We start from the raw sequence: 12369 nt of genomic DNA on the forward strand, positions 1-12369 counted from the left end.
TTACGCCGCCGCCTGTTCGCGCGGTTGGTAGATCGCGATGTGGTGGCAATGCGCCAGCGGTGTCGTGCCGTTGCCGACCACGAGGGCGTCGAGCTCGACGAAGCGGTGGCCCTTCTTGTCGTAGTTGCCGGTCACCTTGGCGCGCGCAGTCAATTCATCGCCGATGCAGGCCGCCGACAGCAACTGCATCCTTGTGCCGACGTGAATCCAGGGGCCCAGAATCGCGTTGTCGACCAGCACCTTGTTCATCACCCGCGGCAACAGGCCGGGGTGGCCGAGCCCTTCTCTGGCGTAGATCTCTTCGGTTTCGCGAATGTCCGAAAGATACTCTTTGGCCGCATCCGCCGCCCAGGTGCGCGGGATCGCGCCCAGCCATTTGCCGAGGGCATAGGAGGTCGCGTCCACCGGCTTGCGCTCAGCCACCGCTGCAACCTCGACGAAGTCGGACAGGGAAAAGGATGGCGCCGCCGGCGGCAGCGAGGCGGTGCCGGTCGCGCAAAGCTCACCCCGGCTCTCGACCTGGATCGTGAGCACGCCGCCACGCTCTTCGCCGGTGATATCGGTCAATTCGCCGTCATAGACGGGCTTGACGAAGCGTGCCTCGATCAGGCCGCGTTCGAGGAAGGCGCGGCCCCATTTGGCGACTGGCAGGTGCATCATGTAGGCCATCACGTCAACGCCGGGCACCAGCCCGCCGACAAAACCGTAGCGCTTGGCGACGGTGTCATCGTGCATCTTGTTTTCGGAGTGTTTTGACGTGTTGTAGGCCGAGACCCGATGGGGCTGGATGGGCATGCCCGCTTCCTCTTATTCTTTGTTGTTTTCAGGCAGTTATCGTACGCAAAGAATATGCCGTGGCAAGCGTGTTCCGCCCCCTGTTTTCCTCGCATTCCGCCATCGAATGGGTTACCACGCGCGGGCAATAACCCTCTTGAACCGATATGCCTGACGTGAATCCCACCCGCATCTATGTCGATGCCGACGCCTGCCCGGTGAAGGACGAGATCTATCGCGTCGCGATCCGCCACGGCTTGCCGGTCAGCGTGGTCGCGGGCAATTTCATCCGCGTACCGCAGGACCCGCTGATCGAGCGCATCGCTGCCGGTTCCGGTATGGATGCCGCCGATGACTGGATCGCCGAACGCGCCGGCAAGGGCGATATCGTCATCACCTCGGATATCCCGCTCGCCAGCCGCTGCATCAAGGCGGGCGCGGCGGTGATCGCGCCGAACGGCAAGCCGTTCACGGAAGAATCGATCGGCATGACGCTGGCAGTACGCAATTTGATGACCGACCTGCGCTCCTCGGGCGAAGTGACGGGTGGACCGAGATCGTTCGCGCCGCGCGACCGCGCGGCTTTCCTGTCCACGCTCGACCAGACCATCCGCCGCATCCAGCGCCAGCGGGCCCAGCAGCCCGCGCCGAACCAGGGCTAGACGATGGCGCCGCCGCTGATCCAATTGAAAGATATTCGCCTGACCTTTGGCGGCACGCCGCTGCTGTCCGGCGTTGAACTGTCAGTATCATCAGGCGAGCGCGTCTGCCTGATCGGCCGCAACGGCTCCGGCAAATCGACGCTGCTCAAGATCGCGGCCGGCCTGGTCGAGCCCGACGGCGGCAGCCGCTTCGTGCAGCCGGGCGCCACCATCCGCTATCTGCCGCAGGAGCCCGATTTCGGCGAGCACAAGACGACGCTGGCCTATGTCGAGGCCGGTCTCGGCCCCGGCGACGATCACTACCAGGCGCGCTATCTGGTCGAGCAGCTCGGGCTCTCCGGCGAAGAGGACCCCGCCCACATTTCGGGCGGCGAGGCCCGCCGCGCGGCGCTGGCGCGGGTGCTGGCGCCCTCGCCTGACATCTTGCTGCTGGATGAACCGACCAACCATCTCGATCTTCCCACCATCGAGTGGCTGGAAGGCGAATTGGAAAGCAGAAAGTGCGCCCTGGTCCTGATCAGCCACGACCGCCGCTTCCTCTCCAACCTGTCGCGCGCGACCGCCTGGCTCGATCGCGGCCAGATCAGACAGATCGACCGCGGCTTCTCCGCCTTTGAGGCCTGGCGCGACGAGGTCCTGGCGGAGGAAGAGCGCGAGCAGCACAAGCTCGACCGCAAGATCGTCAACGAGGAGCACTGGCTGCGCTACGGCGTCTCCGGCCGCCGCAAGCGTAACGTCAAGCGGCTCGGCAATCTGCATGCATTGCGCGATCAGCGCCGGAACTATCGCGGCGCGACCGGCAGCGCCAATCTCGCAGCGGCGGAAGCCGAAAAATCCGGGCGGCTGGTGATCGAGGCGAAGGGCATCGGCAAGGCCTATGGCGACCGGCCGATCGTGGACAACTTTTCGATCCGCATCCAGCGCGGCGACCGCGTCGGCATTGTCGGCCCGAACGGCGCCGGCAAGACCACGCTGGTGCATCTTCTGATCGGCACTGATCCGCCTGACAGCGGCACGATCCGGCTCGGCGCCAATATCGAGATGGCTACGCTCGACCAGCACCGCGAAAGCCTCGATCCGAAATCGACGCTCGCCGAAGCCTTGACCGGCGGACGCGGCGATCACGTCAATGTCGGCGGCAAGCCAAAACACGTCATCGGCTATATGAAGGATTTTCTGTTCGCCGAGATACAACGCGGCACGCCGCTGGAGGCACTCTCCGGCGGTGAGCGCGGCCGGCTGATGCTGGCGCGCGCGCTGGCAAAACCGTCGAACTTATTGGTGCTGGACGAGCCAACCAACGACCTCGACCTCGAGACGCTCGATGTGCTCGAGGAAATGCTCGGCGATTACGAGGGTACGGTGATCCTGATCAGCCATGACCGCGACTTCCTCGACCGCGTGGTGACCTCGGTGATCGTGCCAGAGGGTAATGGCCGCTGGATCGAATATGCCGGCGGCTATAGCGACATGCTGGCGCAGCGCGGCGCCGATCTGACGCGCGAAGCGGTCAAGGCCGCGCCCGTTGCCGAGGAAAAGAAGGAAGCAAAGGCGACGCCTACGGCCACGCCAAAGCGCCGGCTCAGCTTCAATGAGAAGCACGCGCTGGAAACGCTGCCGAAGACGATGGCAAAGTTACAGGCCGAGATCGCCAAACAGCAGAAGCTGCTTGACGATCCCGATCTCTACGCCAAGGATCGCAAGAAGTTCGACGCCGCCTCCGCCGCGATCGCCAAGGCGCATGAAGAACTTTCAGCTGCCGAAGACCGCTGGCTGGAGCTGGAAGTTTTGCGGGAAGAAATCGAACAGGCATAATGCGTGTAATTGAAGAGAGAAGAGCATGACAACGCCCCTCGCCGCCAAAATTGCCAGGGAATACGGCACACCCTGCGCCGTCATCGACATGGACCGGGTCGAGCGCAACATCGCGCGGGTCCAGGTCGCCTGCGACAAGGCCGGCGTCGCCAACCGGCCGCACATCAAGACCCACAAGAGCCCGATGCTGGCGCAGATGCAAGTCGCCGCCGGAGCGAAGGGCATCACCTGCCAGAAGATCGGCGAAGCCGAGGTGATGGCGGACGCCGGGATCGACGACATCCTGATCAGCTACAATCTGCTCGGCGAAGAGAAGATGGCGCGCCTCGCCGCGCTGCAGGCCAAGGCGAACATGACGGTCGCCGCCGATAATTCCGTCGTCGTCGCCGACCTGCCGAAAGCCGCCGCGGCCTCCGGGCGCACGCTCAACGTCGTGGTCGAATGCGACACCGGCCGCAAGCGCGCCGGTGTCGAGACGCCGGCCGAAGCGATCGCGCTGGCCCGCGAGATTTCCGGCTCGAAGGGCCTGAAGTTCGCGGGCTTCATGCTCTACCCGACCGAGACCGGCTGGACCGAGGCACAAAAATTCTACGACGAGGCGCTGGCAGGCGTCCGCGCACACGGGCTCGATGCAGCGATGGTCTCAACCGGCGGCTCGCCGAACCTGATCAACCTCGGCAAGCTCAAGGGTGCGACCGAGCACCGGCCCGGCACTTACATTTACAACGACCGCATGCAGGTCGCGGCCGGCGTCGCCAGTTGGGATGATTGCGCGCTGAACATCTATTCGACGGTTGTCAGCCGCGCCGGCCCGGAGCGCGGCATTCTGGACGCCGGCTCGAAGACGCTGACGTCGGACCCCGGCGGCGGGCTCGACGGCTACGGCCTTATCCTCGAGCACCCCGAAGCGAAGATCGCGCGCTTTGCCGAAGAGCACGGCTTCCTCGATCTCGCCCGCAGCAACACCAGGCCGAATGTCGGGGATGTCGTGCGGATCGTGCCCAACCACGTCTGCGTCGTCGTCAACATGATGGACGAGGTGGTGATGGTGCGCGGCGAGGAGATTGTGGGCGTGTTGCCGGTCGCGGCGCGGGGGAAGCTGCGGTAGCTGTCACCTGCGCCATCCTTCGCCATTGCGGGCGCAGCGAAGCAATCCACCTCTCCACTTGCGGCACGATGGATTGCTTCGCTTCGCTCGCAATGACGAGCTTTAGATTTAGCGCTCCAGCCACTTCATGGCGCCGCGCCCCGCAGCAGCCCCGGTCGCAAACGATGCCTGCAGCAAATAGCCGCCGGTCGGGGCTTCCCAGTCGAGCATTTCGCCCGCGACAAACACGCCGGGCAAGCGTCGGAGCATGAAATCGGCATCGAGTTCGTCAAACGAAATGCCGCCCGCAGTTGAAATCGCGCGGGCGATCGGCGCAACGCCGGTGAGTTGCACGGGTACCGCCTGGATCAACCGCGCGAGATCGGTTGGAGAAAGCGCGGCCAGCGAACTACCGGACGTTTTGGCACTCTCCTGCAACAGCCCAATCGCGACGGGCGAGAGATTAGCCGCCTTGCGAAGGAAATTCGAGAAGGATTGCTTGCCCTTCGCGGCCGATAATTTCATCGTCAGTTCGCCAATCTCCATGTCGGGACGCAAGGCGATGTTAAGCGTGGCGTGTCCATCGCGCAGGATGGTTTCGCGCAGTTCGGCCGAAAGCGCATAGACAGCGCCCCCTTCGATGCCGGCCCGGGTGATGATCGCTTCACCGCGCACCGTTGCTTGACCTGACGTCAACGCCACGCCCTTGAGCGGCAGCCCCTCAAAGCGGTCGCGGAAGATGTCCGACCAGGCGGCGGTGAAGCCGGAATTGGCCGGCCCCAGTGGAGGTACCTTCACACCCTTGGCAGCAAGAATCTCCGCCCACGCGCCATCGGAGCCTAACCGCGGCCAACTTGCACCGCCGAGCGCCAGCACAGTCGCTCTGATATCGACGATATGCGCTCCGTCAGACGTTTCGAAGCGCAAGCGGCCTTGCTCGTCCCAACCGGTCCAGCGGTGACGCAGCGATAGTTTTACGCCGAGCGAATCCAGCCGCCGCAACCATGCCCGCAGCAACGGCGAGGCCTTGAAGGCCTTCGGAAACACCCGGCCGCTGGAGCCGACAAAGGTCTCCTGCCCCAGCGCCTCGCTCCAGTCGCGCAGGGCCTGCGGCGGAAAGGCTTCGATGGCAGCTCTCAGATGCCGCAGCGCCCTGCGGTAGCGCGCGAGAAACTGCGGCAGCGGTTCGCTGTGGGTGAGATTGAGCCCGCCTCGCCCGGCCATCAGGAATTTGCGCCCCGCCGAGGGCATCGCGTCGTAGACGGTAACCTGAGCGCCGCCCTGCGCCAGCACCTCGGCCGCCATCAGGCCGGCGGGGCCGGCGCCGATGACGGCGACGTTCTTGGAGGGCGATGACATGGCGGGAGTGTAGGCCGAATTCGTCGCCACAATAACAGTTGTCATGCCCGGGCTTTTCCCAGGCATCCACGTTTGGGCTTGCGGCGGTGAAGGAGTTGGATGGCCGGGTCAGGCCCGGCCATGACGGCGGAGAGAGATGCGAGCTACAGCTTGATCCCCGCCCGGGCCGCAGCCTGGGCGACATACTTCTGCGTCTGCTCGAAGGCGCCCTGCAACGCCTTGGCCTTCGACACGTCGTCGATCTCGGCAAAGTGCGCGGCAATCGCGTCCGGCGTCCAGTCGGACTGCGCCAAGTTGATGCCTTCGGTCTCGATGATCTTGATCACCGCGAACGAGCCGGCGCCGGCACCCATGATGGTGCGGGTCGGCGCGTCTTCACTAAGCAAAAACTCCACCGCCGGCGTGATCGCCTCGGGCTTCATCAGGGCCAGCGCTTGCGGCGGTAGCAGTTCCTCGGTCATGCGGGTCGCCGCGGTCGGCGAGATCGTGTTGACGCGGATGTTGTTCTTGCGGCCTTCCTCGGCCAAGACGTTCATCAGGCCGACCATGCCGGCTTTTGCCGCGGCGTAATTGGCCTGGCCGAAATTGCCGAACAGGCCGGATGACGAGGTGGTCAGCACGATGCGGCCATAGTTGCGTTCGCGCATGCCATCCCAGACCGCTTTGCAGCAGTAGAAGGTGCCGACGAGGTGGACATCGAGCACCTTGGCAAAGTCGGCCACGTCCATTTTTCCAAACGACTTGTCGCGCAGAATGCCGGCATTGGCGCAGAGCAGATCGACACTGCCCCACTCCTTGGTTGCCCGCTCGACCATCGCCGTGACTTGCCCGAACTTGGAGACATCAGCGCCGTCGGCCATCGCGGTGCCGCCCGCTTTACGGATTTCCTCGACCACGGCTTCCGCCGGCGACAGCGAGCCGCCGGTGCCATCACGCGCGCCGCCGAAATCATTGACCACCACCTTGGCGCCGCGGCTCGCCAGCCCCAGCGCATGAGCCCGTCCCAGACCATTGCCCGCGCCGGTGACGATGGCGACGCGTCCGTCAAACCTGATTGCCATAGTGAAATTTCCCGTGTTCTTCCCTTCTCCCCTTGTGGGAGAAGGTGGCGCGAAGCGCCGGTGAGGGGTTGTCTCTCAGAGACGAACTCGCGGAGAGAACCCCTCACCCGTCTTCGCTTCGCGAAGCCACCCTCTCCCACAAGGGGAGAGGGTAAGGCCTCAGCGCGCGATTAACAGTTTTTGATCAAGGATAGATTGCCGGGTCAAGCCCCGCAATGACGGCAGAGGTCGTCAATCAAAGTAAATCAGCCCGATCCAATCGGCGACCAGTGCCGGCTTGTCCTCGCCCTCGATCTCAACCGTGACATTGGTGCGGGACTGCAGTTCCTTCGGCTTGCGCAGCTTGGCTTCCATCAGCGTGAACCGTCCGCGGACGCGTGAGCCGGCGCGCACCGGCGAGAGGAAACGCAGCTTGTCGAAACCATAATTGACGCCCATCGAGGTGCCCTCGATGACCGGCATCACCTCGTAGGACATGATGCTCATCAGGGACATTGTCAGGAACCCATGCGCGATGGTGTTGCCGAACGCGGTTTCCTTTTTTGCCCTTTCAGGGTCGACGTGGATGAACTGGTGGTCCTCGATCACGTCGGCATAGAGGTTGATCCGGCTCTGGTCGATCAGGTGCCAGGATGACACGCCGATCTCCTTGCCGACCATGGCCTGATAGGCCGACAGCGAGACCGGCGGTTTCTTCCAGACTTCATTCATTCGCTAGCTCTCCAGCCCGGCGGTCCGCACCTTCTGCAGCTCCGGGAATTCTTCCTCGCGGAACTCGGCGCCACGCAGCGCGTCACTGCGATTATTCTCCTGTTCGAGCCGGCGCAACTGCACGCGACGGATTTTGCCGGAAATCGTCTTCGGCAATTCCGTCACCAGCTCGATCTTCCTGATGCGCTTGAACGGCGCGAGGCGCGTGTGCAGATGCTTGAAGATCGACAGCGCCGTCTCCGGCGAACGCTCCACGCCCGCTGTCAGCAGCACATAGGCCTTTGGGATCGCGAGCCGGATCGGATCGGGGCTCGGCACGACGGCGGCTTCCGCCACCTGCTCATGCTCCAACAGCACGCTTTCCAGTTCGAACGGGCTGATGCGGTAATCGGAGGATTTGAAGACGTCGTCGGAGCGGCCGACGAAGGTGAGATAGCCCTCGTCGTCGGCAAACACGACATCGCCCGAGCGGTAGAGATCGCCGTCGGCGCCGGCGAGTTTGCCGTCCTCGCCCTGATAGCCCTGCATCAGGCCGGCGGGCCGATCGGCGCCGAGCACCAGCGTCACCTCGCCCTCCTTGGTGAGATTGCCGTCGATATCCGTGATCTGCACGCGATAACCCGGCAGCGGGCGGCCCATCGACCCGATCTTGACCTTCTGGCCCGGCGAATTGCCGGCCAGCGCAGCGGTCTCGGTCTGGCCGTAGCCGTCGCGGATCGTCAGGCCCCACGCCGCCTTCACCTGATCGATCACTTCCGGATTGAGCGGCTCGCCGGCACCGCAGACCTCGCGCAGGCTGACCTTGAAGTCGGCGAGCTTCTCCTGAATGAACAGCCGCCACACCGTCGGCGGCGCGCACAGCGTGGTGACGCCGCAGCGGCTGACGGTTGCGAGCAGCGCCTTGGCGTCAAAGCGCGGCTGGTTGACCACGAAGATCGTGGCGCCCGCGTTCCACGGCGCGAAGAAACAGCTCCAGGCATGCTTGGCCCAGCCGGGCGACGAGATGTTCAGGTGCACATCCCCCGGCTGCAGACCGAGCCAGAACATGGTCGAGAGATGGCCCACCGGATAGCTGCGCTGGCTGTGCCGCACCAGCTTCGGTTTTGCTGTGGTGCCCGAGGTGAAATAGAGCAGCATCGGGTCGTCGGCATTCGTCGGGCCATCAGGCGCAAAATCTTCCGGCGCGCTGCCCGCTTCTTCGAACGGCAGCCAGCCGTCGTGCTCGGCGGTTGCGCCGACCACGATGCGAACGAGCTTGTCGCCGCCGAGGCCGGCAAACTTGGCGACCTGATCCTGCGTGGCGACCACCGCCCGCGCTCTGCCGCGATCGAGGCGGTCGCGCAGTTCATCCGGCGTCAGCAGCGTGGTGGCGGGGATCACGACGACGCCGAGCTTCATCGCCGCCAGCATGGTCTCCCACAGCGGCACGACATTGCCGAGGAGGAGCAGCAGGTGATCGCCCCGCTTCAGCCCCTGCGCGCGAAGGAAGTTGGCGACCTGGTTGGAGCGGCGCGACAGCGTGGCAAAGGAAAGCTTTGTTTCCTTGTCGCCGGGATCGACGATCCAGAGCGCGGTGCGGTCCCGGCTATCAGGATTGTGCGCCAGTTCCGCATCGAACCAGTCGAGCGCCCAGTTGAACGGAACCGGGTCGGGCCAGCGAAAACCCTTCACGGCCGCATCGTAATCGGTGCGGTGCTTGAGCAAGAAGGCGCGCGCTTCCTGAAAACTCGTCATCAGGTCCCCGTTATTTCGCAGCAAGGCTCCTAACGTGCTGGATAATACCGGAAAAATCCACCCCGCCATGGCCCGCGGCGTCGAACGCCTTGTAGATCTCCTGCGCATGCTTGCCGAGCGGCGTCACCGCGCCTGCCGCATTGGCGGCATCCTGCGCCAGCGTCAGGTCCTTCACCATCAGATTGGAGGCAAAGCCCGGCTTGTACCCGTTATTGGCGGGTGACGCCGGAACCGGGCCCGGCACCGGGCAATAGGACGTCAGCGCCCAGCACTGGCCCGAGGAGGTCGAGGCGACGTCGAACAGCGCCTGATGCGACAGGCCAAGCTTTTCGGCGAGCGCAAAGGCCTCGCCGACGCCGATCATGGAAATGCCGAGGATCATGTTGTTGCAGATCTTGGCCGCCTGCCCCGCCCCGGCGCCGCCGCAGTGCACGATCTTCTTGCCCATGTTCTCCAGCGCAGGCTTGGCCGCCGCAAACGCCTTCTCCTCGCCGCCGCACATGAAAGTGAGCGTCGCGCCCTTGGCGCCGCCGGTGCCGCCGGACACCGGCGCGTCGACCGAGAGCGCGCCATGCTTGGCCGCTAGCACATGCGCCTGCTTGGCGCTTTCGACATCGATGGTCGAGCAATCGATGATCAGCGTGCCCTTGGTCATGGCAGGAACCACTTCGTTCCAGACCGACAGCACATGCTTGCCGGCCGGCAGCATGGTGATCACGACATCGGCGTCCCTCACGGCGGCCACCGAACTCTCGGCGATGGAAGCGCCGTCAGCCTTGGCCTGATCGCGCGAGGCGGCGACCAGATCGAACGCGGTGACCTTGTGGCCGGCCTTGACCAGATTGGCCGCCATCGGCCCGCCCATATTGCCGAGGCCAATGAATGCGATATTTGCCATCTCGAATCCTCCGCTTGCGTCTTTTCTGTTTTAATCAGGGAAATTTGAGCTCGTCCGCGCCGATCTCGGCGAAATAAGGCGCGACCATTTCCGCCGTCACGTCTTCAATTCGCGCCGGCGACCATTTTGGATTGCGGTCCTTGTCAATCACGGCCGCGCGCACGCCCTCGCGAAAATCGTCGCTGGCAAACACTTCCAGCGCCGCGCGATATTCCCGCACCAGGCATTCCTCGAGAGAGGAAGCCGTGCGTGCAAGGCGCAAGAGCTTCAGCGTCACCACCATGCCGCGCGGCGATTTTTCGTTCAGCGTCTTCAGGGTTGTCTGCGCGAAGTCGGATCCATCGCGCTGCAGCGCCGTGATGACGTCTTCCATGCGGTCGTGAGAAAACAGCGCATCGATCTTCGCCTGCTGCGCGGCAACCGGCCCGGACGTCTCGCCGGTCGAGAAGCTCTCGATCAGTTTTCTGACGTCGGCCGACGACGTAGCCGGGACGATCTTGGTCAGCGCCTCACGCAACATTGGTAGTTTTGCCGACGGCACCACCGCGTCGGCAAACTTTGCGTGGATCGCATCCGGGCCGTTCATGGTCTGGCCGGTCAAGCCAAAATAGGTGCCGATCTCGCCCGGCGAATGCGACAGCAGCCAGGTGCCCCCGACATCGGGAAAAAAGCCGAGGCCGACCTCCGGCATCGCTAGTTTCGTCTTGTCGGTGACAACGCGGTGGCTGGCGTGCGCGGACAGTCCGACGCCGCCACCCATCACGATGCCATCCATGAAAGCAACATAGGGCTTTGGGAATTTCTTGATGCGGGCGTTGAGGATATATTCGTCGCGCCAGAGGATTTTGCCGAGATCGCCCTTCACTTTCGAGCTTTCCCAGAGCGCGCGGATGTCGCCGCCGGCACACAGGCCGCGCTCGCCAGCGCCTTCCAGCACGATCACGGCAACCGCGGGATCCGCCTCGAAGGCATCAAGCGCCTTGTCGATGTCGTGAAACATCTCCAACGTCACGGCATTGATGGCTTTCGGCCGGTTCAAGCGGACAATGCCGGCCGAGCCTTCCTTGCGCGCGATCAGATCGCCCTCTTCCACAGCGGCATCCGTCATCGCGCGCCCTCGATCAGCTTGCGCGACACGATCAGCCGCATGATTTCGTTGGTCCCTTCCAGGATCTGATGCACGCGCAGATCGCGCACGATCTTTTCGATGCCGTATTCGCTGAGATAGCCATAGCCGCCATGCAGTTGCAGTGCCTGGTTGGCGACCTCGAAGCCGACATCGGTGCCGAAGCGTTTTGCCATCGCGCACAGCATGGTGGCATCCGCATCCTTGCGGTCGAGCGCCGCCGCCGCGCGCCACAGAAACGTCCGTGCCGCCTCGAGCTCCGTCGCCATGTCGGCGAGGCGAAACTGCAGCGCCTGGAACTCGTCGAGACGTTTGCCGAAGGCTTTGCGTTCCTTCATGTAGGCGAGCGACTTGTCGAGCGCGCTTTGCGCGCCGCCGAGCGAACACGCCGCGATGTTGAGGCGTCCGCCATCGAGCCCGGCCATCGCGATCTTGAAGCCGATGCCCTCCTCGCCCAGCCGGTTCTCGATCGGAACGCGGGCGTTCTCGAAGATCACCGCTCGTGTCGGCTGCGCGTTCCAACCCATCTTGCGTTCATTGGCGCCGAAGGACACGCCTGATGTCTTGCCGTCGATGACAATCGTCGAGACGCCGCCGGGACCATCGTCGCCGGTCCGCACCATCGCGACCAGCACATCAGTGCCGCCGGCGCCCGAAATGAACTGCTTCTGGCCGTTCAGGATGTAATGATCGCCCTCGCGCACCGCGCGGGTGCGCAGCGCCGCGGCGTCCGAGCCGGCGCCCGGCTCGGTGAGGCAGTAGCTTGCGATCAGCTCCATCGTGCAGAGTTTCGGCAGCCACTTCTGCCGCTGGGTGTCGTTGCCATAGGCATCGATCATCCAGGACGCCATGTTGTGGATCGAGATGAACGCCGACACGGTCGGGCATCCCGTCGCCAGCGCCTCGAAGATCAGCGCGGCGTCGAAGCGGGTCATCGCCGAGCCGCCGACATCGTCCTTGATGTAGATGCCGCCCATGCCGAGGGTCGCCGCCTCGCGCATCACGTCGACGGGAAAATGCTTCTCCTCGTCCCAGCGCAGCGCATGGGGCGCGATCTTTTCGGCGGCGAATTCGCGCGCCATGTCGCGAACCGCCACCTGATCCTCATTGAGAGCGAACTGCATCTTGCGCTCGCTCGCGGA

Annotated in this window: 11 protein-coding genes; 3 read left to right on the forward strand and 8 right to left on the reverse strand. The window is 64.2% G+C overall.

Translation table 11 applies throughout. The features are described from left to right. On the reverse strand, nt 1-795 hold the full coding sequence (locus tag RX331_RS22175; RefSeq protein WP_317252039.1) for a hypothetical protein: 795 nt from the start codon (nt 793-795) through the stop codon (nt 1-3). A 146-nt stretch (nt 796-941) separates the two neighbouring features. Between RX331_RS22175 and RX331_RS22180 the strand changes: the two genes are divergently transcribed. From RX331_RS22180 to RX331_RS22190, 3 genes are read left to right on the forward strand one after another with little or no spacing between them, the layout of a single operon-like run. Continuing rightward, complete coding sequence (locus tag RX331_RS22180) at nt 942-1436, forward strand: YaiI/YqxD family protein (protein WP_317252040.1); 495 nt, start codon at nt 942-944, stop codon at nt 1434-1436. 3 nt (nt 1437-1439) lie between these two features. Further along, nucleotides 1440-3251: an ABC-F family ATP-binding cassette domain-containing protein gene (locus RX331_RS22185; RefSeq protein WP_317252041.1), complete on the forward strand. Its 1812-nt coding sequence runs from the start codon at nt 1440-1442 to the stop codon at nt 3249-3251. 25 nt (nt 3252-3276) lie between these two features. Further along, nucleotides 3277-4359, forward strand: coding sequence for a D-TA family PLP-dependent enzyme (locus RX331_RS22190; RefSeq protein ID WP_317252042.1), 1083 nt, complete (start codon nt 3277-3279; stop codon nt 4357-4359). Nucleotides 4360-4467: 108 nt separating this feature from the next. Here RX331_RS22190 and RX331_RS22195 read toward each other — a convergent pair whose 3' ends face one another. From RX331_RS22195 to RX331_RS22225, 7 genes are all read right to left on the reverse strand, one after another. Then, nucleotides 4468-5643, reverse strand: coding sequence for a TIGR03862 family flavoprotein (locus RX331_RS22195; RefSeq protein ID WP_317258209.1), 1176 nt, complete (start codon nt 5641-5643; stop codon nt 4468-4470). A 197-nt stretch (nt 5644-5840) separates the two neighbouring features. After that, entirely contained in the window at nt 5841-6758 is a 918-nt protein-coding gene (locus RX331_RS22200; RefSeq protein ID WP_317252043.1) for an SDR family NAD(P)-dependent oxidoreductase, read from the reverse strand. 231 nt (nt 6759-6989) lie between these two features. After that, nucleotides 6990-7469 carry a MaoC family dehydratase gene (locus RX331_RS22205; RefSeq protein ID WP_317252044.1) on the reverse strand — a complete coding sequence of 160 codons (480 nt, stop codon included), beginning with the start codon at nt 7467-7469 and terminating at the stop codon, nt 6990-6992. Between the two features lie 3 nt (nt 7470-7472). Next, the gene (locus RX331_RS22210) at nt 7473-9203 is read right to left on the reverse strand and encodes an AMP-binding protein (RefSeq protein ID WP_317252045.1); all 1731 of its coding nucleotides are present in this window, start codon (nt 9201-9203) and stop codon (nt 7473-7475) included. A gap of 10 nt (nt 9204-9213) precedes the next feature. Beyond that, on the reverse strand, nt 9214-10101 hold the full coding sequence (gene mmsB, locus RX331_RS22215) for a 3-hydroxyisobutyrate dehydrogenase (RefSeq protein ID WP_317252046.1): 888 nt from the start codon (nt 10099-10101) through the stop codon (nt 9214-9216). 34 nt (nt 10102-10135) lie between these two features. Beyond that, the gene (locus RX331_RS22220; RefSeq protein ID WP_317252047.1) at nt 10136-11209 is read right to left on the reverse strand and encodes an enoyl-CoA hydratase/isomerase family protein; all 1074 of its coding nucleotides are present in this window, start codon (nt 11207-11209) and stop codon (nt 10136-10138) included. Further along, complete coding sequence (locus RX331_RS22225; RefSeq protein WP_317252048.1) at nt 11206-12351, reverse strand: isobutyryl-CoA dehydrogenase; 1146 nt, start codon at nt 12349-12351, stop codon at nt 11206-11208. The genes RX331_RS22220 and RX331_RS22225 overlap by 4 nt, the downstream gene beginning before the upstream one ends. Nucleotides 12352-12369 lie beyond the last annotated feature (18 nt).

It is taken from the genome of Bradyrhizobium sp. BWA-3-5 (genome assembly GCF_032917985.1).
In the GTDB taxonomy this organism is placed as follows: Bacteria; Pseudomonadota; Alphaproteobacteria; order Rhizobiales; family Xanthobacteraceae; genus Bradyrhizobium.